Genomic DNA, 25,594 nt, shown 5'->3' with positions numbered 1-25,594 from the left:
GGTTGCGCGTGTCCTTCCAGCGCCCGTGGTGCGCCGAGTTCACTGGCGATGCGATCACCGGTCGCCGCGAACCCACAACCACGAACCACGAACCACGGAGCCAAGGCCCATGACCACCATGACCAGTTGGACAGCGAACGACCTCCCGGACCTGACCGGCCGGACGGTGGTGATCACTGGTGCCGGCCGTGGCCTCGGCCTGATCACGGCACGCGAGCTCGCTCGTGCCGGTGCCCGCGTCGTACTTGCGGTACGCGACACCGACAAGGCCCGCCGCGCCGTCGCCGACCTGCCCGGCACCTTCGACATCCGACCGCTCGACGTGTCGGATCTGACCTCGGTGCGCGCCTTCGCCGACTCCTGGTCCGGCGACATCGACATCCTGATCAACAACGCCGGCGTCATGGACATCCCCGCCGCGCGCACCGCCGACGGCCTCGATCTGCAGACGACCACCAACTACACCGGACCCTTCCTGCTGACCACCTTGCTGCTCAAGCACATCACCGACCGAGTCGTGCACGTCACCAGCGAACTGCACAAGCAGGGCAAGATCGACCTGGACGACCTCGACTGGCGGACGCGCAAGCACAACGGGATGCGTGCCTACGAGGCCTCGAAGCTCGCCGTCGTCCTGTTCTCGCTGGAGCTGCAGCGCCGACTGACCGCCGCCGGCAGCCCGGTGCGCTCGGTGCTCGCGAGCCCTGGCATCGCCCGCACCACGCTGGCGGCCCACTCCCGGTCGAACGTCATCAACCGGTTCACGTTCCTCACCAACGCCCCGGAGCGCGGAGCGCTGTCGCTGCTCTACGCCGCGACCCAGGACGTCCCCGGCAACTCCTACGTCGGACCGGACGGCCTGGGCGGGTTCCGGGGCTCCCCGGCCGTCCGCCGGCAGGGCAAGGCCGGCCTCGACGCGACCATGGCCGGTCGGCTGTGGGACGCGACCGCCGACCTCGTCGGGGCGGTCACCCGATGAGCTACCGGGAGAGTTACCTGGAGGCCGCCGACCACGCCGAGATCTACGTATCGCACGGCTACCCGGAACAGACCGTCGACCTCGACGAGATCCGGATGAACTACGCCGAGGCCGGTGACCCCGAACTCCCGGCCATGCCGCTCATCCCGGCGCAGACGGAGTCCTGGTGGGGCTACGAGGCCGCCATGCGGCTGCTGGCCGACCGCTACCAGGTGTACGCGGTGGACCTGCGCGGCCAGGGCCGGTCCACCTGGACGCCGGGACGCTACAGCCTGGACATCTTCGGCGGTGACCTGGTCCGCTTCATCGACCGGGTCGTCAAGCGGCCGGTGGTGGTCTGCGAGCTCTCGTCCGGCGGCGTGATAGCCGCTTGGTTGTCCGCCTTCGCGGCGCCGGGCCAGGTGCACGCCGCGGTCTACGAGGACACCCCGCTGTTCGCCTCGCAGGCCGACCCCTCGGTCGGACCGTCCATCCGGCAGGGTGTCGGGCCGATGTTCCGGCTGTGGCACAACTGGCTCGGACCGCAGTGGAGCATCGGTGACTTCGCCGGGATGCAGGCGGCGACGGTCCGCGAGATCCCCGCCTGGATGCTCGCCGCGCTGCAGAAGATGGCGTCGGCCGGCACCGGAGGCCCTCCGACCGCTCCGCCGCAGGACCTGCGGGAGTACGACCCCGAGTGGGGTGACGCGTTCGTCTCCGGGCGGGCCACCGTCAACTGCGACCACGAGTCCATGCTGCGTCAGGTCAAGGTGCCGGTCCTGTTCACCCATCACTTCCATCACGTGGATCCGGACACCGGGCAGCTGCTCGGCGCGATCACCGACCTCCAGGTGCAGCGGGCGCGACAGCTGATCGAGGCCACCGGCAACGCTTTCACCTATCGCGCGTTTCCCGGTATGCCGCACTCCATGCACGGCCATGACCCGGCCACCTACGTCGACACGATCACCGCGTGGGCCGACGACCTGGCCGCCGACCCCGCACGCGTCATGAGTACCCGGTGAAACCCACTGCCTCCGAAGCACTGCGGTTCGACGCGGTCGGCCGCAGGGTGCTCTTCACCGATGCAGTGACGGTTTCGACCAGCTCTTGCCGCAGCTTCATGAACGTAACCGGGCGCAGTCGGAGAGCGCGCCGGTCACCGCGGTGCTCGCCCTGGACCGCGATGACCACGAACACGCCGAGCTGATCGCGCCGCACAATCCGCAGTTGAAGGACTATCTGCGCGCGGACGACGCGATGCGCCTCGAACTGGGCCGATTCAGCGCGGCCTTGCAGACCGGCCACTTCATTCTCGCGGTACGTGCCGCCGGGCTGCATGCCGGTGGAGACATGACTTTGCGGACACACAAGATCGGCGAGCGAGGACTGGTCGCCTCCGTCCAGGGCCTCGGGACCATGGGCATGACCGCGATGTACGGCACCCCGGACGAGGCCGAGGCGATCAGGACTGTTCACCGCGCGGTCGAGTTGGGCGTCACGATGTTCGACACCGCGGACATGTACGGGCCTTTCAGCGGTGAGGAACTGCTCGGGCGGGCGCTGATGTCGACGGTCAGGTAATTGGTTCTGGCCGCGATTCCGTGAATCCCCTGGTCGTCGCGCGACTGCGGGAACGTTTCTCGTGGGGATTGCCCAGGTGTGGGGGCCGTGGCGATCGAGGATGTGCTGTTTCCCGGGATCGATGTCCGTGTCACCGCGGTGCACGTCACCGCGGAGAGAGTCGCTGTCGAGGCGTCGTCGTGCGGGCGGCCACCAGTCTGTCCGGACTGCGGCTGGCCGGGACGTCGCGTGCACTCTCGGTACGTGCGGCGGGTAGCTGAACGCCCTGTGGTGGGGCGGACGTTGGCGATCAGGCTCAGCGTGCGCCGGTTCTTCTGCGACCGGGCCTCATGCCGTCGGAGGACATTCGTCGAGCAGGTCCCGGATCTGAGCGAGCGGTACCGCCGCCACAGCGTTGGCCTGCGGCGATGGATGGAGAGCATCGCGACGTTCCTGGGCGGTCGTCCCGGTGAACGCCTGTGCCGGGTCCTCCAGTTACCTACTGGCCGTACCCACCTGCTGGGGCTGCTCACGGCCCCGGTGGTGCCCGAGCAGGCGCCCCGGGTGCTGGGAGTCGACGAGTTCGCCTTCCGCAAGGGCTGGCGTTACGGCACTGTCCTGGTCGACATTGAGGCGGCCCGGGTGGTGGACGTCCTGCCCGACCGGGACGCGGCGACCTTCGCCACCTGGCTGCGCGAACACCCCGGCGCGGAGATCATCTGCAGAGACCGGGCCAGCGCCTACTCCAGCGCCGTGCGCCAAGCAGCGCCAAGCGCCCAGGAGATCGCCGACCGCTGGCATTTGCTCAACAACCTCTCCTCCGCGGTCGAGAAGACGTGTCACCAGCACCGCTCCTGCCTGCGCAAACAGGCCGAAGCCGACCGCGATGCAGAGCCCCGGCGGATCATCAATCCCCTACCTCCGCCGACTCTGCCACCCACGAAGATCGCTGTCCGTACCGTCGACCGTTACTCCGACATCCACCGTCTGCTCGGGCAAGGATGCTCCGTCGCCGAGATCTCCCGCCGCCTGCACTTGGACCGCAAGACCGTCCGCCGCTTCCGCGACACCGACCTCGAGGTGCTGCTGGCCTCCGCCCGGATGGGGCGTCCCAAGGGCGTGCTGGAACCCTTCACCGAGTACCTGACCGAGCGGTTCACCAGCGGCGTGACCAGCCCGACCGACCTCTACCGCGAGGTTCGGGAACGCGGCTACCAGGGCAGCGACTTGCCTGTGCGCCGCTACGTGGCCGGACTTCGCACCGGCACCGTCGAACCCGCCCGCGGCGCCATCCCCAGCCCGCGAAAGATCACCAAATGGATCATGCTGCCCCGTGGCGTCCTGGAGCGCCACGAGGAAGACGAACTCCTGGGCGTTCGCCTGGCCTGCCCCGACATCGCCCGAGCTTGTGACCTTGCCCGCAGCTTCCACGACCTGCTCCAACACCGACGTGGCCACCAGCTGTTGGCGTGGGTTCGCGAGGCCGAACGAGACGCACCCGCCCCCGTCCTCGCTTTCGCGCAGGGCCTGTGCCTCGACCTCGATGCCGTCACCGCCGGCCTCACCCTCCCGTGGAACTCGGGCATCGTCGAGGGCCACGTCAACCGCATCAAGACCATCAAGCGGACCATGTACGGCCGAGCCTCGTTCCGCCTCCTCCGCACCCGCATCCTGCTTCGATCATGACCTGGGGACTCACGGAATCGCGGCCAGAACCAAATACGTGAACGTCCACAGGCGCCCATGATCCGCTGCTGTCGCGGCTCTACCTGTCCGATGGGCCGGTCTACGGGTATGAGCCGGCGGACCTGCGGGTGCGTCCGGGACTGGTCGTCCCGGGCCGTCCAACGACATCAGTGCCCGCCGGTCGGCCCGGCCGCGTCCGAGCCGTTCCAGCCGCGGCAGTGCCCGTTCCACCGGATGTCCCCTTTCGCCGCATCGCGCAGCGCCAGCCGCTCGGCCTGCGTGAACTCCTCAAGCGGCGGGCCTCCGAGCGGCTTGCCGAACGGCGCCGGCGCCTTGGCCCGGGCGGCCAGCTTGGCCGGAAGGTCGCCCTGCCTCCGCGCCCGCTGACAGATCAGCGCCAGCAGAGACGAAGCCCGGGCGTAGCCCTGTGACAGGAACGGCGGAGGGCAGGCCGGCCGGGTCGCAGGCGAGGGGATCGAATGCCCCGGGTGTCCTCACGCGCGACGCCGGGCAGACAAGCTGCCCGGCCGAACTTCTCTACCGCGTCGGCGTCGCAGACGACCTTGAGGACGAACAGCTCGCCGTCACCGACCAGCTGCCGGGGGAGGGGGAAGACGTCCTCCACCGACTCCTCGGCCAGGATCGGGCCACCGGCGGCGATACGGCCGACGAGCGGGACGTACGACGCGGCCGGCTTGCCCGCCGTGTCCGTGGGCTGCGCCGAGGACTGGTCGGAGCCCCGGACCTCGTACGCCCGCGGGCGGTGCGGATCGCGGCGCAGGAAGCCCTTGCGCTCCAGTGCCATCAGCTGGTGGGCGGCCGACGAGGTGCTGGAGAGGCCGACCGCCTGTCCGATCTCCCGCATCGACGGCGGGTAGCCGCGCCGCTGCACGGAGTCCCGGATGACCTCGATCACCCGATGACGGTACTCGTGAAGGAGGGTTGGAGCGGTGCACTGCCCCTTCTGCAGGCACCCCGACAGCCGTGTCGTCGACTGCCGTACGACCGATGACGGCACGTCGATCCGCAGGCGCCGCCAGTGCCCCGACTGCTCCCGTCGTTTCACGACGGTGGAGACGTGCTCGCTGATGGTGATCAAGCGGTCCGGCGTCACCGAACCCTTCAGTCGTACCAAGGTCATCAACGGCGTGCGCAAGGCGTGCCAGGGGCGGCCGGTCACCGAGCACGCGCTCGGCCAGCTCAAGTGAGACCACAACCTCTTCGTCCCGAGAAGGTCAGGACAAGATCCCAACCTGCCCTCGGCCGTGTTCATTCAGGGCAGGTCAGGTCATTAGTACGAGACGGCCTGGCTAAGGGGACGAGGGGAGTGCTAGAGCACGATGATCAGGAAGCCTCCACGGTTGAAGAAGAACCCGTGGTCGTCGAAGCGGTGGTCGAAGCGGAACCCGTTGTGGTCGAAGCGGTGGTCGAAGCGGAACCCGTTGTGGTCGAAGCGGTGGTCGAAGCAGCCTCCGCCCCAGTCACTGCGGTCGCCGCACGAGTTGGTGGTCACATGAGTGTGCACGGCAGGGGCTGCTGCTGTGGCCGTGCCTGCTGCTCCGATCGCAGCGCCGCTGGCCAACAGAATGCCGACTGCGGACACCGCGGCGAGATGCCTGGCGCGTTGTGCTCGCATGATGGATGCACCTTCCTTCCATCGTCTCGCGCAACTCTCAGCGGCACGAGATGGACAGCCGCAGCCGCAAGGGAGGAGCGGCGCGGTCGCAGGCGTCGCCCGTCACCTACGAGGAGCACGTCTTGCAGCCAAGATCCCCGCTGGACGGGAACCAGCCGGCTGGGACGTACCCCCAGGTTGAGGCTCTCTACATCAGTACGCTGGCGGCGCCCTTTTGGATTGCCCTTCGGCGGGAAATTCGCGGCATTGTGGCAGTCGTCTTCTCTCGAAGCCTTCACCCGCATCGGGGGTGCCGTCGACCAGGCCAGGCACCGGAGCCTCACCGCCGGGCTCGCCGCAGCCCACCGGGCCGGCGACCTGACCGCGGACGCGGTCGCGCTGGAGGCCCGCAAGGCCGCCGAAGGCGAGAGCTTCACCGAGCCCGCGAAGCCCATTCAGACCCGACCCGTCCAGCCGCAGGACGAGACCGGCGGCACGTTCACCTTCCTGTCTGACTGGAAGCTGTCTCACCTCCCGCCCGACCACCGGCCGCTGCCGTCGGTGGCCCACTACGACCAGCTCCTGAAACGGCACGGCCGCACGGCCGGCGAGAAAGAGGGATCACGACACGCAAGCGCGGACTGACCGAAGAAGCCGCCACCGCCTCGATCGACCAGGCATGCCGGATGCTGAGGCTGCCCTCCATCCGCCAGCAGTTCGCCGGCCTCGCCGAAGGCGCCGCACGCGACCAGATGTCCTATCGGGCCTTCCTCGCCGAACTGCTGATGGCCGAGTGTGACGACCGGGCCCGCCGAGTCTCCGAACGCCGGATCAAGGCCGCCTCCTTCCCACGCGACGAGAGCCTGCGGGCGTTCGACTTCGACGCCAACCCCAACATCGAATCGGCCACCGTCAACACCCTCGCCACCTGCGAATGGGGCAAGAAGGGGGAGCCTCTCTGCCTGATCGGAGACTCCGGCACCGGCAAGTCCCACCTGCTGATAGCCCTAGGCACTGAGGCCGCGATGCACGGCTTCCGCGTCCGCAACGTGCTGGCCACCAAACTCGTCAACGAGCTGGTCGAAGCCGCAGACGAGAAGCAGCTGTCCAAGACGATCGCCCGCTACGGCCGTGTCGATCTCTTGTGCATTGATGAACTCGGCTACATGGAACTGGACCGCAGGGGCGCTGAGCTGCTGTTTCAGGTTTTGACCGAGCGGGAGGAGAAGAACAGTGTCGCGATCGCTTCGAACGAGAGTTTCAGTGGCTGGACGAAGACGTTCACCGACCCCCGGCTCTGCGCGGCCATCGTCGACCGGCTGACCTTCAACGGCGCCATCTTCCAGACCGGTAGCGAGTCCTACCGCCTGGCTCACACCAAGGCCCAAGCCGAACGAGCCCAGGTCAGCTGACCGCGCGCCACACGAGAGGGAGCGCCCGACAACCAGCCCAGCGAGAGCCGGAATGGCCGATGCTACGGATGCTCGGTTGCCGCTGGCAGGTTGTGCCATGCATGTCCGCAGGCGCCTTTGCAGTACGTCTCGCGGCGGCGAGTGTCAGCAACGGCGAACACGGAAACGAGGACGCGGAACGCCTTGACGTGTTCGGCGGAGGGGAGGCCCGCGAACCCGTAGCGGGGCGGGTCCATGCAGATCATTACTGAGGGGTTAGCCGTGGGCTTCACACCGGACCGCGCCACCCCCGCACGGCCGTCCGCAGCCGTAATGTGCGCCTGCATCGCATAGCCGACGACTTCCTGCAGAACCTCCTGCTGGCGTGTCGGGGCGAGGCCGGAGAACCAGCCCACACCATCGTCCAACGTGCGGAGCCCCTGGGCGATCTCGTTGACGACCCGCTCGGTCTCGCGCCGGAAGGTGCGGCCGTCGTCGCTGCTCGGTTCGGTCATCGCTTGATGATTTCACGACGCCGATTCCGGGCGAGGGCCGGTATCCGCACCCGAGACAGCGCGGGCGGGAACCGGGAACAGTCCGCTTCCGCGATCTGGCAGTGCCGCAGGACTCCCACTTCGCGGCTCGCCATGCGCCCCGCAGCACTTGAGTGACATCAAAAGTCGCTGACATCGATCACGAGGCCGGCCGCCAAACGACTCCCGAAGTCACGCCGAAACGACTCCCGAAGAAGCCGACACAGCCACCGGCGAGCGCCTCGACCGGGTCTACTGTCGCGCGGAGCCGGTCGGGCAAGACGACGTCGGGCAGGAACCGGGCGTTCTGGTGCCGGACGTCGATCTCGGCGACGACCTCAGGCCGTCTGGCGTGGATCGTGACGTCGCTGCCGACGTCGGCGAACACCTTCGCCATCGTCGTCCCCCACGACCCTGCGGAGAGCACCGCAACCCGGGCCACCCGACACCCCATCCACCTCGCGAGCCCTGACCCCCGGTGACCCTGTCCGCCACCCGAAGGCCTCCTCAGCGTCACGGCCAAGGCCTCGCGCGTCGCCAACCGGGGCAGGACCAGCTCGGCCTCCCGCGCCGCCTGGTCGTCACCGAGCTCCCGGCGCAGCTCCGCATCGTGGGGCTGCCACAGCCGGTAGAAGCGCCTCCGCATCGCCAGTTCGTCCGGCCGCTCGTCGATGTACTCCACCGTGAGCCCGGCCGCGCGCGCTCCAACGTTGCCTTATGGCGCTCAGGTTCCGAACGGACGTCGCGGTGGTTCAAGTGCGAGCTGTGTCGGTTTTCCTAAGCTTCGACGGCAGAGGGAACACCCGGGCTGTTCCTGACGGGTAAACACCAAAGACGAGAAACTCGTGAACCAAGAGAATTCCGGCCGCGTGGCCGTCATCGCAGGTACCGGCGCCGACATGGACAGCCCCAACGGGGTGATCGGCCGTGTGCGGATCGGGCGTGCCCAGGCCCGCCGGATCAAGGTGATCGTTTGTCACCGGGTCACCTCGGTGTCCGTCAGCACCAGCAACGCCCACACCAGCAGGGGCGCGCGGGCCTCCCTCCAGACAGCCGTGCTCCACTGGAGCCCGCTCGCTGCTGATCAGCCGGTTCCACGCCTTCTGCGCACCGAGCCCGGACGCGGCTGGGCGACCCATAGGGCTGACGCGAGGACAGCCATCCTCACTTTTAGACCCCTTTAGTACATAAGCATAATCAGCTCCTTGATCGTCGAGGAGCTGATTTTCTGAAATCCGGTGGTCGGACAAGGCTGCCGTGGAAAGCGGAGACATGATGGGCAAGAGTCCTTATGACTATGTCGTGGTAGGAGCGGGGACAGCGGGGTGCGTGATTGCCTCCCGGCTTTCGGAACGCCCCGCTGTGAGGGTGTTGCTGCTGGAGGCCGGAGCTCGGGACGCAACCGAGACGATGGCATCTCCTTGGGGCTTCCTGGGGTTCGACCCGTCATCCCTCTGGCTGGGCGCCTCGACTGTGCAGGCCGGTACAGGCAGGGTCGCTGACGTGCTGCGCGGCAAGGCGCTCGGCGGATCGTCGAGCATCAACGGCCTCTACCACCTGCGGGGGCACCGCTCCGGTTACGACGAATGGCCCGGCCTCGGTGCTCCGGGCTGGGGTTTCGACGATCTGCTGCCCTATTTCCGCCGCAGCGAGAGCGCTCGCAGCCGTAATGCCTCCGTGCGGGGCACGGACGGGCCGGTCGTGGTCGCCCCGGTCCTGGAACCCCATCCCCTGGCCACGGCGGGCGTCGACGCCGCGGTGGAGGCTGGGTTCGCATGCGTCGGTGACATCGGCGGCGGGCTGGAGACCGGGTTCGGGTGGAGTGACATGAATCTGCCCGGCGGTGTCCGCCAGAGCGCGGCCGACGCCTACATCCGTCCGTTCCTCGACCGGCCGAACCTGGACGTCGTCACGGACGCGACCGTGCAGCGGCTGCGCACCACCGCGGGCCGCTGCACCGGCGTCGAGTACACCATCGGTGGGGAGCACCTGTCCGTCGATGGCGCCGAGGTGGTACTGACCGCCGGGGCCATCGGTTCCGCACACCTCCTGATGCTGTCAGGGATCGGCCCGGCACAACACCTTGAGGAACACGGTATCGACGTCGTCGCCGACCTGCCGGGAGTGGGCTCCCATCTGCAGGACCATCCGATGGCGGGCGTGGTGTACGAGGCCATCCAGCCCGTACCGTTCGTTCCTGCCAACCCGCCGGCCGAAATGATGGGCCTGCTGTACAGCGACCCCGCCGCGGCCCGGCCGGACCTTCAGGTCTACATCGTCGCCGCACCGCTCCCGTCGGCATGGGGCCAGCCGCCGGCCAACGGCTACTCCATTGCTTTCTCCGCGATGGCTCCGCACAGCAGCGGCACCGTGCGCCTGGCGGACGCCAATCCCGGCAGCGCTCCCGTCGTCGACCCCGGTTACCTGAGCGACGACCGTGATCTGGAGGTCATGCGCAAGGGCCTGGCCCTGGCACGCCGCATCGGGGAGGCCGACGCGTTCGCCGACTGGCGCAAGCAGGAAGCGGTGCCGGGCTCCGGGACGAGCGGCGAATCCGTGGACGAGTTCATCCGCAAGGCCACCGGCCCCTACTTCCACTTCACCGGCACCTGCCGCATGGGAACCGACGCTGATGCCGTCGTCGACCCTGCGAACCTTCGCGTGCACGGGATGGCCGGGCTGCGGGTCGCCGATGCCTCGGTGATGCCGTCCATTCCCTCGGCCAACACCAACGCGACCGTCTACGCCATCGCCGAACGGGCCGCCGAACTGATCGACTGAGCCTTCTTCAGCGCCCACGGCGCTTCCACAACGCGCTCATCCCCGACGCCTGGACCGCCGGCAGCTGGTCGGAGTCTCGACCAGCTGCCGGCATCCTGCTTGCCGAACTCAAGGCGGCCGGCGAGCTCGACGGGTCCAGGGCCGGTGTGGACGGCTGCCGCATACACGCGAAAGAGGGGGAGCTGACGCCGGTCCGTCGTCGGTCGGCCAGCGGAAGGCTGGCAGCAAGCACCACCCAATGGTGAGCCGCGGGGCGGTGGATCACCTCTCAGCTCGCCGGGAACCGCCGAGTTCCTAAAGACCGAGGGCCCCGCGGGCACCGCTGGCGAGGTCACCCAGATCCGCGCCCTCATCGACAACATCCCGCCGCGGTCACATGCCCAGGCCGCCCACAGCGCCGCCCTGCCTTCCTTGGGACACGCGTAGGCGGCATCCGCTGAACTGCGGTCGTACCTTTGTCACGCGCTTTCGGCCGGCCCGTGGCCCGGCAGGTGCCTGTTCGGCGAGAGTGAGGCTGCTCCGGTCGAGCGGGCGTACTCGGTGGGAGTCTGACCGTAGTGCTTCTTGAAGGTCCGGGTGAAGTGGCTGCTGTCCGCGAACTGCCAGTGTGCGGCGAGTTCCGAGATACTCAGGCGACCTGACGGCGCGGTGAGGGCGAGCCGGGCCTCTTGCAGTCGCCGGTGGCGGATGTAGACGGCCACCTGTTCTCCCACCGCGGCGAATGCCCGGTGCAGCGTACGGACGGAGACGTTGAGTTCACGCGCAAGCATCGCAGGAGAAAGTTCGGGATCAGCGAGCCGGCGGTCCGCGAGGTCCTTGGCTGCCTGGGTGAGCGCGGGAGCCAGCCGGGGTTCTACGTCGTCGAACCGGCCCTTCGCCACCGCCTTGGCCAGCTCGATCAGGGCGCCGTGGGCGGCTTCCACACCGGCTGGGCCGAGGTCGGCCACAGTAGTGTGGATCATGTCCGTGAGGGCCGTCAGCAGGCGTATCTCGGCCGAGTCCGCCGGCCCGGTGATGACCCGGTTCCCGAGCAGGGGTTTGAGCTCGCCGGGGGGCAGGACTAAGAACTTCGCCGTGAGGTGCGCCGTCGTCTCGAAGGCCGTCAGGCGCCCGACGTGCCGGACGAGGAACTGCCCGGCCGGTACGGTCTGCTCGCCGCAACCGGGCGGGCCGCCCAGAGTCCATGCGCCGCGCTGCACTACGTACATGGCCACCAGATCCTGATCGCCGCCCGGGGCGTCCGCGGTCCGGGTTGCCGACGCGGCGTGAAGATCGGCGATTGCCGCGCCGTGCACCTTGGCCACGTTGCCCTTGACCCGGAAGTCACCGACCGTGTCCGGGCTGAAGGCCGGCAGTTGGAAGACATCGTCGCCGATCTGCGTCTCCCACCCGCGCCGGAAGGCGTCGAGTCCCCGCGGTGCGGCGTCCGGGGCGGTCGAGTCCACTGCGAGCACCCCGCGCGCGCCGTCGACCTCCGCTCCAGTACTGTGCATGACTCGCTGATCCCCTCACCGTCATTGCTTCAACGCCATCCTGTGGTGCTCGTGTTCCGCAGGACGTCGCCATGGCTCATGCGGGCACTGTGCCAATCTTCCTACAGACGGCCCGCATGGCAGCGGTCGAGGGGCAGAGCTGATGCGTTCTGATTCGGCGAGATGAGCTGATCGCCTGCGTACGCGCCGCCGTGGTCGGTTCGCCCAGTTCGGCAACGAGAGACGCGACCCCTGATGATCAAGCTTCTCGAAGCCTTTGATCACGAACAGGGGTCGCGTGCGTGTGCCATCCTCATCATTGCCGATCAGGCGAGGATGCGGCGGGACCTCAGCCCGCTCAGGGCCGCGGACGAAGCCATGGCCGAACTGAAGCTCCTCACAGCTCGACGCACCGACCTGGTCTGCGACCGCACCCGCGCCTCCAACCGTCTGCGCGGCGTGCCGGCCGGCATCTTCCCCGCCCTCGAGCGTGAGCTGAACCCGGGCAACCTGGGACCGCTGATCCTGCTTACGGGTTATCAGACCCCCGGCGCGATCCGTCGACTTGGCGCCGGCCGCCTCGAGAAGTGGCTGCGCGGCCGCGGAGCCCGCTGGTCAGCCGCGCTCGCCCGCACCGCGGTGGACGCCGCCGGCCGTCAACACACCGCGGTTCCCGGTGAACAGGCCGCAGCCCGGCTGGTCCAGGCCCTCGCGGTGGAGCTCCTCGACCTCGACCGGAAGATCGTCGAGCTCGACGAGGAGATCGCAAAGGCCTTCCGGTCCCATCCGCACGCGGAGATCGTGACGAGCATGCCCGGCATCGGTCCTCTGCTCGGAGCTGAGTTCCTCGCGGCCGCCAGCGGCGACATGGGCCTGTTCGGCAGTGCAGACCGGCTCGCGACCTGTGCGGGACCGGCCCCCACCCCGCACGACTCCGGACGAGTCAGCGGGAACCTGCACCGTCCCACCCGCTACCACCACGGGCTCCAACGCGTCTTCTACATGTCCGCCATGAGCAGCATCCACTTCTGCCCGGAATCCCGCCGCTTTTACCAGCGCAAACGAGCCGAGGGGAAGCGCCACACCCAGGCTGTACTGGCCCTGGCTCGTCGACGCGTCAACGACCTCTGGGCTCTACTCCGAGACGGACGCTGCTTCGAACCCGCCCAACCCTCCGCAGGCACAGCTTGACAAGCCCATTGGGAATTCTGCCTTCATGAGCGAGTAGCCGGAACATCACCCGACCGTGAACCTTATTCGCCCCACACGTTCCAAGATCATTCGAGAAACGGCTTCTCGGCCTTTTTCGGGTGCGGGGATTCGGTAAGAGAATGTAACTCAACACTCACCTTTCTTCTTGAGTGGGGCATCGGCCGCCCCCGTATTGACAGGTGCCACACCAGACCAAGTCAGCAGCGATCAAAGCCTGCTGACGGTCCTTTAGGAAGGAGATCATCGTGTCCTTCGCCAAGATCACGCTGGCCAAGAAGGCCAAGAAGAAGGAAGTCGGCGCCGCCAAGGCCAAGCACCACAAGAAGAAGCACCACCGCAAGCACAAGAAGCACGCCAAGTAGCCGCGCGTCGAGCGACACGACCACACAGGCAGATCGTGCCGGGGTCCTTCCGCGCCATCGGGAGCGGAAAGGATCCCGGCACGCTGTCGGATTGGGCAGTGCCCAGGGAGCATCAGCCATGCGCACCGCAGCACCGATCACCATGTCCGTGGCAGGGGCCGGGGCACCTGCCCGGATGCGCCACGCCCGTATCTCGCCCCTGGCCGCGTTCCGGACGTTCTGGCCCCTGGTCAGCGTCAACCGCGCCGCCGTGCTGGTGTCTGCCGTGCTGCTGGTGGTGTCGGCCGGGTGCGACGCGGCCGCGATCGGCATCGTCGGTCAACTGACCGACGACGTGCTGGCCCCCGGCGACCTCGCCGCCTTCTGGGGGCCCGCCGCCCTCTGGCTCGGCCTCGCCGCGGCGGGCGCGGCGGCCTCAGTGGCGGGCAGCTACCTGGCGGGCTGGACCAGCGAGAACTTCCTGCTCGTTCTGCGGGACCGGGTCTTCCAGCACCTTCAGCAAGTCCCACCAGACGCCCTGGACCGGTACGGCACCGGCGACCTGGTCTCCCGGCTGACCGGAGACATCGAGGCCGTCGAGTCGCTGGTCGCCTCCGCACCCGTCGAGCTGATCACCTCAGCCGTCGGCGCCGTCGTCTTCGCCGCCGCGGCCTTCTGGACCAGCTGGCAACTGGCCCTGATCACCCTGGCCGCCGCTCCGCTGATCTGGATCGGCGCCCGGGTGTTCGGCGCCCTGATGCGCACCGCCAGCCGCGCCGAACGCGACAGCAACGGCCGGCTGGCCTCCCTGCTGGAGGAGAGCCTGGCCAACATGCCCCTGGTCCAGGCGTACGGCCGTCAGCAGGCGGAGCGCAGCAAGGTACACCGCGAGGGGCGCAGCTGGATGCGCGCCGGGCTTCAGCAGATCCGGCTGTCTTCCGTGTATGGGCCGATGAGCGAACTGCTGGAGACCATCAGCGTGCTGGCCGTGATCGGCGCCGGCGCCTGGCAGATCTCCGAGCACCACCTCAGCGTCGGTGGTCTGCTCTCCTTCGCCGCCTACCTCGGCTACCTCCACCCGCGCCTACAGGAACTCGGCGAACTCCTCGTCAGCGCCTCATCCGCCACCGCCGCCTGCGAACGCGTCATCGAGGTCCTGCGCACCGGCCCCGTCCCGGAGACTGCACCCCGTCCGGACGTCCTGCCGCTCGCCGAACCGGTTCGTGGCGGCGTCACCTTCCAGGACGTCGCCTTCTCCTACCCCGGCACCGCCCGCCCCGTGCTGCAGCGGGTCCATCTGGACATCACCCCGGGTCTGCTGGTCGCGGTCACCGGACCCAGCGGTACGGGAAAATCCACCCTCGGCAAGCTGCTGCTGCGCTTCCACGAGCCCTCGCAGGGCCGCATCCTGCTCGACGGCCGGGACATCTCCGAACTCCCGGTGGATGAGGTGCGCCAGCACATCACCCTACTGCCCCAGGACAGCATGCTCTTCGACGGCACGGTCCACGAGAACATCACCTACGGCCGTCCCGACGCCGCCGAGCACGAGGTGCGTTCCGCCGCCGTCGCGGCCGACGCCCACGGGTTCGTCAGCTCGCTGCCTGAGGGCTACGACACGCCCGTAGGCAAACGGGGCAACAACCTCTCCGGCGGTCAGCGCCGCAGGATCGCTCTGGCGCGGGCCATGCTCCGCACGGCGCCCGTGCTCGTCCTCGACGAGCCCACCGCCGGACTCGACGACGCGTCCATCGCGCGCATCATGGCGCCCCTGCGACGCCTCACGGCGGGCCGCACTACTTTCCTCATCACCCACGACCTGCGACTGACCGCCCAGGCCGACCTGATTGTCCATCTGGCCGACGGCATCGCGGACCTCACGATTCCCGACCCGCTGCCGACCATGGGATCGCCGACCGGGAACAAAGCGGCCTGAGCTCCGACGCGGCGGCATCGTCCGTCCGTCGGTGAAGCGGGGCGGCCTCGACCGGCCGCCCAGGCAGCGTCACGTCACCGGCCGGGGTGGCGCCGGTGACCCGGCGCCGGACCAGATCGTGTGGACCTTCCGGGCGCCCCGCGTCGCCCTGGCCGCACTGGTCGGCGCGGGCCTGGCCTGCGCTGGGCGGTCCTCCGGACGCTGGCATCCAACCCACTCGCCGATCCGATCGTCCTCGGCGTCTCCTACGGCGCCTCGCTCGGCGCCGTGCTGGTCATCACCCTCGGAGGTGTCGCGCTCGCCGGGTTGGGCGGTCTGGGCGTGTCGGGCGCGGCGTTCGTCGGCGTCCCGGCGCCGGGAGCGCTGGTCTTCGCCCTGGGACAACGCCAGGCCGACTGGCTCCCACCAGGCTGGTGCTGACCGGCGTCGCGGTCGGCAGTGTCCTGCTGTCGGTGACCAGCTTCGTCCAACTGTCGGCAACCCCGACGGAGCTGCGGATCGTCATGTTCTGGATGCTTGGCAGCGTTGCCGGCGCCCAGTGGAGCCAACTGCTCACCGTCACGGTGGTGGTCCTGGCCGGCACGGTTCTGCTGACTCCGTTCGGACGGCGGCTCAACGCCCTGCCGGCCGGCGACGAGTCCGTCACCGCGCTGGGTGTGGACGTCAACCGGTGGCACGCCGTCCTGCTGGTGATCAGCGCGCTGCTCACCGGCACCGTCATCGCCGGCGGCGTCGGCCGGATGATCCCCCACCTGGTCCGTCTCACCATCAGCGCCGACCACCGCGGGCTCCTGCCCCTGACCGCTCTGCTCGGCGCCCCCTTCTTCCTGCGGCTGCTGCGCCGCAACAACGGCCCGGACACCGTAGGAAACTGACTGTGGACCAGCTCCACATCATCCTGGACCGCAAGCAGATCCTCCGCGGTGTGCACCTGGAGGCCGCCAAGGGCGACATCGTCGGGCTCGTGGGCCCCAACGGCAGCGGTAAGTCCACCCTGCTCCGCACGGTCTACCGCTCGCTGCGGCCGGGCGACGGCGTGGTCAGGGTGGGCGGCGACGACGTATGGGAACTGTCCGCGCGCACCGCCGCCCGCCGCACGGCGGCCGTCCTTCCTCCAGGACGCCGGCACCACGACCGGCCTGACCGTGACCGAGATCGTCGCCCTCGGCCGTACGCCCCACCACGCCCTGATGGGCCGGGCCGGCGCCGAGGACCGCGAGGCAGTGACCGAGGCGGTAGCCCGCCGCGGCGCGGGCCCCTTCGCGGACGGCGACCATGCCACCCTCTCCGGCGGTGAAGAACGCCAGCGCGTCCTGCCGGCCCGCACTCTCGTCCAAAGACCCGGCTCCTGGTCCTGGACGAACTCACCAACCACCTCGACATCCGCGCCCGGTTCGAACTCCTGGACCTGATCCGCAGCACCGGGATCACCACCCTGGCGGTCCTGCGCGACCTCGACCTGGCCGCCCGGCTCCGCGATCACCTCGTCGGCCTCCACGAGGATGTGGTGGTTGCGGCAGGACCCGTCCTGGAAGTCCTGACGCCGGACCTGCCGCGTGACGTCTTCGGCGTACGGGGCACCACGGAACGCCACGCAGACGGCGTCGTGCGCATCACCTGCGCCGCTCAACCGCTCGCCGCGGACCAGGAGGCCGAGCCGGAGCCTGCCGAGCGATGACGCGCCCTCACCCGCTGTGCGGTTTGTACTGGATCCCGGTCTGGGGCAGCTCGCTCGCATCGAGTCCGTCGGACCGGTGGACCAGATGCAGTGCCATGTCGATCCCGGCCGACACATCGGCCCAGGTGACGACGTCACTGTCGTCGACGTACCGCACTCCGGCGCCGACGTCGATCGAGCCATCGATCTTCGCGAGCTTCTCGAGATGGTTTCGATGAGTGGTGGCCGGTCGGCCCGCCGGCAGTCCGGCCGCCGCGAGAGGAAGCGATCCGGTGCAGACGCTCGCCAGGACTCTCCTCTTTGAGGAAATTAGTTTCGCGCCGATGCCGTCGAAGGACGCTCTTGACGACGTCCCCCTCATCCTTGTGACCGCGGGAGGCGACGAAGACTGACCTGTTGCGACAGGGCCCTGATCCACTGGTTCGGACGGCGCATGCGGAACGGGTTGCAGGATCACTCGCCGTCAGTACAGAGGGCTCCGTCGGTGCAGTCAAGGGGCCGGCGGTGCGGTCGCGACGTCTGGATCCTCAGCCTGGTGGTGGTCTTCGAGCGGGACCTGGGCACATCGCTGATCTTCTTCGGCGCGTTCGTGATCACGCTGTACGTGGCCACCGAGCGGACCAGCCGGGTGGTGTTCGGCGTAGCCGCGTTCGCGGTCGGGGCCTTCGTCGTCGCCTTCTTCGAACCGCACGTCGACGGCCGGGTGGTGGCCTGGTTGCACCCGATGGGCATCTGCCCGCCACCGGCCCAGCGGCCGACGGGTCTGGTCTCGGACCGGGCCGCCCAGGCCCTGTTCAGCTTCGGCCCCGGTGGAATGCTCGGCACCGGCCTCGGTCAGGCCCCCGAACCCATCTGGTTCGCCGGACGCAGCGACTTCATCCTCACCACCGTCGGCGGGGAACTCGGCCTGACCGGCGCCACCGGCCTGATCCCGCTCATCGGCGAGGCCCTGTGGTGCCTGGCCCAGCGCGGCTCGGACCTGGTGGCCAACTGGCTGCTGGTCGCCGTCCTGATCGAGGTCAGCTACAGCGCTCGCCGACCCCGCCCACCCCAGCCACAGACCTGAGCGCCGCCGAAACCCAGCTCATCGGGCCGTGACCACCCTGCGGCCCGTCTCATGGGCGTGCGGTGGTGAACCTTTGGCCTGATTCCGGGAATTGGCCATGCTTTCAGCCAGGTGAGAAATTTCTTTCCACGGCGAGATTTCAGTAAGAACTGAGTGAGGGCATGAGGGGTGCTCGTGCGCCCGCATGAGTCGAAAACAATTTTGGGGTCTTGCCAATTATTTCCCATGAGCTGGTCGCGGCCGGTGGGTGACTGCCGGTGTGGTGGCTTGCGGATACGGGAGGCAAGGTCTTTTCGCGGCGTGTTCGATTTGACGATCTCTCGGTTTCGCAGCGAACCCGTGGTGGATGGATGCCGTCTTCCGAGGCGAATGTCCGAGGTCTTTTCGACCTGTCAGTAGCGAACAGAACAACTGAGGCATGTTGATGTCCTGGTCCCGCGAGGAACCATCTTTTGGCCCGTCAACGGAGTTGGCCGGTCGGGCCGTCTACCGCTCCGGGGAGGCTGCCGCGCCACGTACGCTGATCGACGTCCTGGATGCCACGGCAGCGGCGTTTCCGGATGCGCCTGCTGTGGACACGGGAGCGGCGGTGCTCTCCTACCGTGACCTGTACGAGGAGGCCGTACGCCGGGCACGGGACCTGACGGGGCGGGGGATAGGCCCCGGTGACCGGGTCGGTGTACGGGTGTCTTCGGGTACGGCGGAGCTGTATCTGTCGATCCTGGCGGTGCTCCGGTGCGGTGCCGCCTACGTACCGGTTGACGCGGACGATCCCGAGGAGCGGGTCGCCACCGTCTTCCGGGAGGCGGGTGTGTGCGCGGTGCTGGGGCCCTACCCACAGCCGGAGGGGCTCGTGGAGCCGGTCGGAGTCACCGCGGCGGGCCGGATGACACCCGGACCCGGCCTGGACGACGACGCGTGGGTCATCTTCACCTCCGGCTCGACGGGCGCGCCGAAGGGCGTCGCCGTTACCCACCGATCGGCAGCGGCGTTCGTGGACGCCGAGGCGGGCCTGTTCCTGCGGGAGCGGCCGCCCGGCCCCGGCGACCGGGTGCTGGCGGGGCTGTCCGTCGCCTTCGACGCCTCCTGTGAAGAGATGTGGCTGGCGTGGCGGCACGGCGCGTGTCTGGTGCCGGCGCCCCGCTCGCTGGTGCGAGCGGGGTACGAACTTGGCGGCTGGCTGGTCGAGCGTGGCATCACGGTGGTGTCGACGGTTCCGACGCTGCTGTCGCTGTGGCCGGTCGAGGCGCTGAGCCGGGTGCGGCTGCTGATCCTGGGCGGCGAGGCGTGTACCGCGGGGCTGGTGGAGCGGTTCGCCGCGCCCGGACGGGAGATGTGGAACACCTACGGGCCGACGGAGACCACCGTGGTCGCGTGTGCGGCTCCCCTGGAGCCGGGCCACGCGGTACGGATCGGACTGCCACTGCAGGGCTGGCAGTTGGCCGTGGTGGACGAGGCGGGGGAGCCGGTGGCGTTCGGGGAGGAGGGCGAGCTGGTCATCGCCGGTGCGGGCACGGCCCGTTACCTGGATCCCGTCAAGGACGCCGACCGCTTCAGGCCCTGCCCCGCGCTGGGTTGGACGCGTGCCTACCGTACAGGTGACATGGTGCGGGCCGACGCGGACGGCCTGATCTTCGTCGGGCGCGCCGACGACCAGGTCAAGCTGGGCGGCCGCCGCGTCGAGCTCGGGGAGATAGACGCCGCGCTCAGCGCCCTTCCGGGGGTACGCGGCGCTGCGGCAGCCGTGCAGACGACGCCCGCCGGTACCCAGGTGCTGGTGGGCTACCTGGTACCCCAACTGACAGCGGACGGCCGGGGCTCGGCCTTCCAGAGCGACAAGGCCCGTGCGCTGCTCGTGGAGCGTCTGCCGCAGCAGTTGGTACCAGTCCTCGCCGAGGTCGCGGAGTTGCCGACACGCACGTCGGGCAAGGTGGACCGTAAGGCGTTGCCCTGGCCGCTGCCCCTTCCGTCCAGCGGTGAGAGCGGCCAGGACGGTCCTGTCGGCCCGGCGATGGAGTTGGCGGGGACGGCCGCACGGCTCGCGGACATCTGGGAGGAATTGCTGGGTGTACGTCCCGGCCCGGACAGTGATTTCGTGGCGATGGGCGGCACCAGCCTGACCGCGGCGCGGATGGCCTCGATGCTGCGCGTGCACCATCCGGGCGTCTCGGTCGCCGATCTGTACCGGTATCCGGTGCTGTGCCGTATGGCCGTGCATCTGGACTCACTGGCCGGCGCGGCCGAGGAGGTACGGGTGGTGCGGCCCGTGCCACGGCGGGCCTTTGTGGTGCAGATTCTGGTCCAGACGGCCTTGTACGGGGTGACGGGGCTGCGCCTGCTGACCGGGCTGGCGATGGCGGACAACGTACTCGGCGAGGTGGCGCCGCATGCCTGGGCGCCGCACACCCCGTGGTGGCTGGTGGCGGTGGCATGGGCGGTGCTGTTCAGCGCGCCGTCGCGATGCATGACCGGAGCGGGCCTGGCGCGTGCGCTGGTCGGCTCCGTCCGCCCGGGGGCCTACCCGCGGGGCGGCGGCGTCCACCTGCGCCTGTGGAGCGCCGAACGGGCGGTGGCGGCCTTCGGTGTCCCGTCCCTGCTGGGTACGCCGTGGGCTGCTCTGTACGCACGCCTGCTGGGCTGCACGACCGGCCGGGACGTGCGCCTGCACGCGATGCCGCCCGTGACGGGTCTGGCGGAGCTGGGTGAGGGGGCCGCCATCGAGCCGGGGGCGGACCTCTCCGGCTGGTGGCTGGACGGCGACACGCTGCATGTCGGGACGGTGGCGCTGGGGGCGGGGTCACGTGTGGGCCACCGCAGCATGCTGCTGCCCGGGGCGGTCGTGGGCCGAGGCGCGGAACTCACGGCCGGCGCCTGCCTGGACGGGCGGATCCCCGACGGTGAGTGCTGGACGGGCTCCCCGGCCCGGCCGGCCGACCCGGCCGAACGTATCGCGAGCAAGGGCTGGCCCGCCCCGCCAACCGTGCGCCGACGGCGCTGGAACATCGCCTACGCCCTGTCCCTGGCGGCGGCGCCGCTGCTGCCGCTCCTGGCAGCCGTACCGGCCCTGTTGGTCACGTACCAGCTGGTGCGCGACGCGTCGGCCCTGCCGACCGCGGCGCTCCGCCTGCTGGCGGCCGTTCCGCTGTTCACGGTCATGACGACCGTGTGCTGGGTACTGGTCCTCGCGCTGGTGGTGCGGTTCCTGGGGCGGGGGATCACGCCGGGTGTGCACCGCGCGGACGGCGGTGTCGCCTGGCGGGTGTGGCTGGTCACCCGTCTGCTCGACGGCGCCCGCGGGGGCCTCTTCCCGCTGTACGCGAGCCTTGCCACGCCGCACTGGCTGCGGCTGCTCGGGGCACGTGTGGGACGGAACGCCGAGATCTCGACGGTGCTGCCGCTGCCGTCGCTGCTGCACGTCGAGGACGGTGCGTTCCTCGCGGACGACACGCTCGTCGCACCGTTCGAGGTACGCGGCGGATGGATGCAGCTGGGGCAAGTGCGCATAGGCACGCGGGCGTTCGTCGGCAACTCCGGCATCGTCGGCCCCGGCCGTACGGTGCCCGACCGCAGCCTGGTGGGCGTGCTCTCCGACATGCCCGCGCACGGCGAGGCGGGCATGTCCTGGCTCGGGCGACCCGCACTGCCGCTGCCGCGGGTGGCGACGGCGGCCGATCCGGAGCGTACGTTCGCCCCGCCCCGGCGGCTCGTTGTGGCCCGCGCGCTGGTGGAGATGTGCCGCGTGCTGCCTCTGATGGCGAGCACCGCCCTCGCCGAATGCGTACTGCTGGGCGAACAGGACGCCTTCACCCACGGCGGTCTGCTCCTGGCGGCACTCGTCGGCGCTCCGCTGCTGCTGGGCGCGGGCCTGGCGGCCTTGGTCACGGCCACCTGCTCCAAATGGCTGCTGGTGGGCCGTTTCCGGGCCGGTGAGCACCCGCTGTGGTCGTCGTTCGTGTGGCGCAACGAACTCTTCGACACGTTCGTGGAGTCGGTGGCCGTGCCGTGGATGGCCCGCGACTTCCTGGGCACCCCGGTCCTGAACTGGTGGCTGCGCAGTCTGGGCGCGCGCATTGGGGGTGGTGTGTGGCTGGACACCTACTGGCTGCCGGAAACCGACCTTGTCACCCTGGGAGACGGTGCGAACGTCAACCGCGGCTGTGTGCTGCAGACCCACCTCTTCCACGACCGCATCATGCGGATGGACACCGTGCACCTGGCCGCCGGTGCCTCGCTCGGCCCGCACGGCATCGTGCTGCCCGGCACCATCGTGGGCGCGGGCGCCTCCATCGGTGCCTCCTCGCTGGTGATGCGCGGCGAGACGGTGCCCGCGGGCACCCGCTGGGCCGGCAACCCCATCGCGGGCGAACCGGCCGCGCGCCCCGCACCGCCGTCGGCCGGGACCGGTGAGGCATGACCCATTGCAGTCGTCGTGCCCTCCTGCGGGGCGCGGCCCTGATCCCGCTCGCCGCAACGGCCGCAGACGGTCTCCTCGATGAGGCCGGGGCAGAGAACCGCTACTTTTCGAGTCACGGCACGTACGACCATCACACCCTCTCCTACGACCTGCGCCTCGCGTACGACCCGTCGAGCGGCACGCTCGACGGCCACGCACACATCCACGCCGTTGCCGACCGGCCCCTCGCGCGGGTGGAACTGGACCTCGCCCGCCTGACCGCCCACACCGCCCGTGTCAACGGCATTCCGGCGAGACCCGGGCAGAAAGGCGACAAGCTGTACCTGACCGGCTCGCACGCGCTCGCCGCAGGCACCCCGTTCACCGTGGAGGTCGGCTATCGCGGCCGGCCGGCCCCGCTGCGCTCACCGTTCGGACAGATCGGTTGGGACCGCACCGGTGACCCGCATGACGGCACTCTCGTGGCCTCCCAGCCCCTGGGCGCGCCCTCGTGGTTTCCTTGCAACGACCGCCCCGACGACAAAGCGGCCTACACCTTCAGGGTCACCGTCCCCCACGGCCACCAGGCACTCGCCAACGGCACCCTGCGCGACCGGCATGCCACCGCGGACGCCCAGTGCTGGACATACCACCACCCCGGCCCCATGGCCCCCTACCTCGCCACCCTCTACACCGGTCGCTTCACCCACGACGCCTGGCAGGCCCACGACAGCGCGACCGGAGGGACCATCACCGGACACAATCACTACCCCGCACACCTGTCCCAGCAGGCCCGCCACGACCTGGCCCGACAACCCGACATGCTGGCAGCATTCACCGGTTGGTTCGGCCCCTACCCCTTCGAGACCTACGGCGCCGTCGTCGTCGACACGGAACTCGACCAACCGGTGGAGAACCAGACCCTGTCCGTCTTCGGCAGCAACCACATCGACGGCTACCGCGGCTCGGAGACACTGGTGGCCCACGAACTCGCCCACCAGTGGTACGGCAACAGCGTCAGCCTGCGCAACTGGCGCGACATCTGGCTCAATGAGGGTTTCGCCACCTACAGCGAATGGCTGTGGTCCGAACACATCGGCGAAGATTCCGCCGACACCATCGCCCGCGCCGAATGGCACACCCTCAACCACCGCCACAGGAGAGACCTGCGCATCGCCGACCCCGGCCCGCACCGTATCTTCGACGACCGCATCTACACCCGCGGAGCCTGCACCCTGCACGCCCTCCGGCTGGCCCTGGGCGATGACCGCTTCTTCCCCCTCGTGCGCACCTGGCATGCCACCCATCGCGGCACCAGCGCCACCACAGCCGCCTTCATCGGACACGCCGAACGCTACTCACCCCACCCCGTCCAACCGCTCCTGCACACCTGGCTCTACGAGAGACCCCTGCCCGCACTTCCCTCCGGCCCGGCCTGACACCGTCCGGTTCGTGCCGGAGGGTCCATCTGGTCCCGCTTCTCCGTGCCTCAGCCTTTGGCGTACCCGATCCCCAGGCCGCTTCCTGCCTGCGCGGGGACCAATCAACGGTGTAACTGGGGTTGTTGAGGTTGCTGGCGGGCCGCTGAGAGTCGGCCGTCGAAGGTGATGTCGATGACGTGCTCTGCGTGTCGTTTATATGTAGTAGCCATCATATGAGATGACTTCTGGTTGTTTGTCCCACAATGGGGCTCGCACTGGAACAGGAGTAATCGCATGGCATCAAAAGTATCGGCCCGTAGACCCCGTCCCAGCCTGCGGCGGCTGACCGCCGTCACGCTCGCCCTGGGCACGTTCGGCGCGCTCGTCGCCGCGGCGCCGCCCGGGGTCGGGGACGCGCCGCGCAATGCCGATCACGGCTTCCGGGAGCGCGATCTCGTGTCCGACATCCCGGGCAGGGCGGAGAAGACCGATCCGAACCTGGTCAACCCCTGGGGTCTGGCCCGTACGCCCGCCGGCGAGATCTTTGTCTCGGACAACGGCTCGGACAAGGCCACGACGTACTCGGGCGCCCTCGATAACCGACCCGTCAACATCCTCCCCCGGGTCGTGTCGATCCCTGAGGGCGGCGCCCCGACCGGGGTCGTGCGCAACGACACCGACGCCTTCCGCTTCACCGACTCCGGGACAGGGAAGTCCGGGGTCGCCCGCTTCCTTTTCGCGGGGGAGGACGGTGACGTCTTCGCCTTCAACCCGGAGGTGAACCCGACGAACGCCGTCCGGGTCGCGCACGAGGACAGCGACGGCGAGACCGCCGTCTTCAAGGGCCTGACGATCGTGCCGGGCGAGAAGGAGCACGGGGAGGTCAAGGGGCAGGGGGAAGACTGCAAGAAAGGCGGCAAGTGCCACGAGCCGCGCCTGCTCGTCGCGAACTTCCGTGACGCCCGCATCGACAGCTTCGACACGAACTTCCATCTCCTGCCGCCGGACAACCGGTTCCAGGACCCGAACATCGAGAGCGGCTTCGCACCGTTCGACGTCAAGCTGATCGGCGACAAGGTCTTCGTGACCTACGCCAAGCAGGACGCCGACAAGCACGACGACGTCGCCGGTCCCGGCAACGGCTTCATCGATGTGTTCAGCACGGCGGGCAGGCTGCTCAAGCGCTTCGCCAGCCACGGCGTGCTCAACTCGCCTTGGGGCCTCGAGACGGCGCCCGAGAAGTTCGGCAAGTTCTCCGGTGATCTGCTCGTCGGCAACTTCGGAGACGGCAAGATCAACGCCTTCGACCTGAAGACCGGCCGGTTCGAGGGAACCCTGCGGGACCTCAGGGGGAAGCCGATCGTGATCCCGGGGCTGTGGGGCCTCCAGCGCGGCACCGACAAGTCGGGCGGCAGGAACAGCGTCTGGTTCGCAGCGGGAATCAACGCCGAGAACAACGGGCTTCTCGGCACTCTGCGCGCCGAGAAGTAATCCGTCGCCACACCCCGGGTGAGCCCGCGTCGCGGTGAAGTCCTGGCTCTCGTAAAT

Annotated in this window: 17 protein-coding genes and 5 pseudogenes; 16 read left to right on the top strand and 6 right to left on the bottom strand. The window is 69.2% G+C overall.

Going from position 1 to position 25,594, the window contains the following annotated elements; genetic code table 11:
- Nucleotides 1-109 precede the first annotated feature (109 nt).
- From ACFZDJ_RS52400 to ACFZDJ_RS52385, 4 genes are all read left to right on the top strand, one after another.
- Nucleotides 110-979: an SDR family NAD(P)-dependent oxidoreductase gene (locus tag ACFZDJ_RS52400; RefSeq protein WP_391070175.1), complete on the top strand. Its 870-nt coding sequence runs from the start codon at nt 110-112 to the stop codon at nt 977-979.
- Nucleotides 976-1,983, top strand: a complete 1,008-nt coding sequence (locus tag ACFZDJ_RS52395) for an alpha/beta fold hydrolase (RefSeq protein WP_391070173.1) — start codon at nt 976-978, stop codon at nt 1,981-1,983. The genes ACFZDJ_RS52400 and ACFZDJ_RS52395 overlap by 4 nt, the downstream gene beginning before the upstream one ends.
- Nucleotides 1,984-2,068: 85 nt before the next feature.
- The gene (locus tag ACFZDJ_RS52390; protein WP_391070171.1) at nt 2,069-2,542 is read left to right on the top strand and encodes an aldo/keto reductase; all 474 of its coding nucleotides are present in this window, start codon (nt 2,069-2,071) and stop codon (nt 2,540-2,542) included.
- 78 nt (nt 2,543-2,620) lie between these two features.
- Nucleotides 2,621-4,207, top strand: a complete 1,587-nt coding sequence (locus ACFZDJ_RS52385) for an ISL3 family transposase (RefSeq protein WP_391070169.1) — start codon at nt 2,621-2,623, stop codon at nt 4,205-4,207.
- 547 nt (nt 4,208-4,754) lie between these two features.
- On the opposite strand, the pseudogene lexA reads toward ACFZDJ_RS52385, so the two are convergent.
- Nucleotides 4,755-5,189, bottom strand: a pseudogene (lexA, locus tag ACFZDJ_RS52380) (transcriptional repressor LexA); the annotation flags it as partial.
- Between lexA and ACFZDJ_RS52375 the strand changes: the two are divergent.
- Nucleotides 5,158-5,409 (top strand): annotated as a pseudogene (locus ACFZDJ_RS52375) (ATP cone domain-containing protein); the annotation flags it as partial. The pseudogenes lexA and ACFZDJ_RS52375 sit on opposite strands and share 32 nt — an antisense overlap.
- 128 nt (nt 5,410-5,537) lie before the next feature.
- Here the strand turns inward: ACFZDJ_RS52375 and ACFZDJ_RS52370 are convergent.
- Nucleotides 5,538-5,843, bottom strand: coding sequence for a hypothetical protein (locus ACFZDJ_RS52370; protein ID WP_168515797.1), 306 nt, complete (start codon nt 5,841-5,843; stop codon nt 5,538-5,540).
- Between the two features lie 246 nt (nt 5,844-6,089).
- Between ACFZDJ_RS52370 and ACFZDJ_RS52365 the strand changes: the two genes are divergently transcribed.
- A complete protein-coding gene (locus tag ACFZDJ_RS52365) occupies nt 6,090-6,467 on the top strand; it encodes a hypothetical protein (RefSeq protein WP_391070168.1) in 378 nt (125 codons plus the stop codon).
- A gap of 41 nt (nt 6,468-6,508) precedes the next feature.
- Nucleotides 6,509-7,234 (top strand): IS21-like element helper ATPase IstB, encoded by a 726-nt coding sequence (gene istB / locus ACFZDJ_RS52360; RefSeq protein ID WP_391070166.1) that lies wholly within the window; start codon nt 6,509-6,511, stop codon nt 7,232-7,234.
- Between the two features lie 62 nt (nt 7,235-7,296).
- Here the strand turns inward: istB and ACFZDJ_RS52355 are convergent, their stop codons facing one another.
- Together ACFZDJ_RS52355 and ACFZDJ_RS52350 are read right to left on the bottom strand one after the other, a co-directional pair.
- Entirely contained in the window at nt 7,297-7,728 is a 432-nt protein-coding gene (locus tag ACFZDJ_RS52355; protein ID WP_390938834.1) for a DUF5958 family protein, read from the bottom strand.
- Between the two features lie 178 nt (nt 7,729-7,906).
- Nucleotides 7,907-8,428 (bottom strand): hypothetical protein, encoded by a 522-nt coding sequence (locus ACFZDJ_RS52350; protein WP_391070164.1) that lies wholly within the window; start codon nt 8,426-8,428, stop codon nt 7,907-7,909.
- A gap of 590 nt (nt 8,429-9,018) precedes the next feature.
- On the opposite strand from ACFZDJ_RS52350, the gene ACFZDJ_RS52345 reads away from it, so the two are divergent.
- The gene (locus ACFZDJ_RS52345) at nt 9,019-10,527 is read left to right on the top strand and encodes a GMC family oxidoreductase N-terminal domain-containing protein (RefSeq protein ID WP_391070207.1); all 1,509 of its coding nucleotides are present in this window, start codon (nt 9,019-9,021) and stop codon (nt 10,525-10,527) included.
- Nucleotides 10,528-10,985: 458 nt separating this feature from the next.
- Here the strand turns inward: ACFZDJ_RS52345 and ACFZDJ_RS52340 are convergent, their stop codons facing one another.
- On the bottom strand, nt 10,986-12,020 hold the full coding sequence (locus tag ACFZDJ_RS52340; protein WP_391070162.1) for a helix-turn-helix domain-containing protein: 1,035 nt from the start codon (nt 12,018-12,020) through the stop codon (nt 10,986-10,988).
- 294 nt (nt 12,021-12,314) lie between these two features.
- Between ACFZDJ_RS52340 and ACFZDJ_RS52335 the strand changes: the two are divergent.
- The 4 genes and pseudogenes from ACFZDJ_RS52335 to ACFZDJ_RS52320 all read left to right on the top strand — a co-directional run.
- A pseudogene (locus tag ACFZDJ_RS52335) lies at nt 12,315-13,190 on the top strand (IS110 family transposase); the annotation flags it as partial.
- 501 nt (nt 13,191-13,691) lie between these two features.
- The gene (locus tag ACFZDJ_RS52330; protein ID WP_391070160.1) at nt 13,692-15,488 is read left to right on the top strand and encodes an ABC transporter transmembrane domain-containing protein; all 1,797 of its coding nucleotides are present in this window, start codon (nt 13,692-13,694) and stop codon (nt 15,486-15,488) included.
- 16 nt (nt 15,489-15,504) lie between these two features.
- Nucleotides 15,505-16,363 (top strand): annotated as a pseudogene (locus ACFZDJ_RS52325) (FecCD family ABC transporter permease).
- A pseudogene (locus ACFZDJ_RS52320) lies at nt 16,360-17,166 on the top strand (ABC transporter ATP-binding protein). Before ACFZDJ_RS52325 ends, ACFZDJ_RS52320 begins: the two co-directional pseudogenes overlap by 4 nt.
- A 7-nt stretch (nt 17,167-17,173) precedes the next feature.
- Here ACFZDJ_RS52320 and ACFZDJ_RS52315 read toward each other — a convergent pair.
- On the bottom strand, nt 17,174-17,527 hold the full coding sequence (locus tag ACFZDJ_RS52315) for a DJ-1/PfpI family protein (protein ID WP_391070158.1): 354 nt from the start codon (nt 17,525-17,527) through the stop codon (nt 17,174-17,176).
- A 72-nt stretch (nt 17,528-17,599) separates the two neighbouring features.
- On the opposite strand from ACFZDJ_RS52315, the gene ACFZDJ_RS52310 reads away from it, so the two are divergent.
- The 4 genes from ACFZDJ_RS52310 to ACFZDJ_RS52295 all read left to right on the top strand — a co-directional run bounded on the left by ACFZDJ_RS52310 (nt 17,600) and on the right by ACFZDJ_RS52295 (nt 25,537).
- On the top strand, nt 17,600-18,232 hold the full coding sequence (locus tag ACFZDJ_RS52310; RefSeq protein ID WP_391070157.1) for an FtsW/RodA/SpoVE family cell cycle protein: 633 nt from the start codon (nt 17,600-17,602) through the stop codon (nt 18,230-18,232).
- A 424-nt stretch (nt 18,233-18,656) separates the two neighbouring features.
- A complete protein-coding gene (locus ACFZDJ_RS52305; RefSeq protein WP_391070205.1) occupies nt 18,657-22,646 on the top strand; it encodes a Pls/PosA family non-ribosomal peptide synthetase in 3,990 nt (1,329 codons plus the stop codon).
- A complete protein-coding gene (locus ACFZDJ_RS52300; protein WP_391070155.1) occupies nt 22,643-24,064 on the top strand; it encodes a M1 family aminopeptidase in 1,422 nt (473 codons plus the stop codon). Before ACFZDJ_RS52305 ends, ACFZDJ_RS52300 begins: the two co-directional genes overlap by 4 nt.
- 276 nt (nt 24,065-24,340) lie before the next feature.
- A complete protein-coding gene (locus tag ACFZDJ_RS52295) occupies nt 24,341-25,537 on the top strand; it encodes a TIGR03118 family protein (RefSeq protein ID WP_391070153.1) in 1,197 nt (398 codons plus the stop codon).
- Nucleotides 25,538-25,594: the final 57 nt, after the last annotated feature.

Source organism: Streptomyces sp. NPDC007896 (assembly GCF_042959425.1).
Lineage (GTDB): Bacteria > Actinomycetota > Actinomycetes > Streptomycetales > Streptomycetaceae > Streptomyces.
The sequence above is the reverse complement of the archived record's forward strand: the minus strand, read 5'-3'. Positions and strand labels throughout refer to the sequence as shown.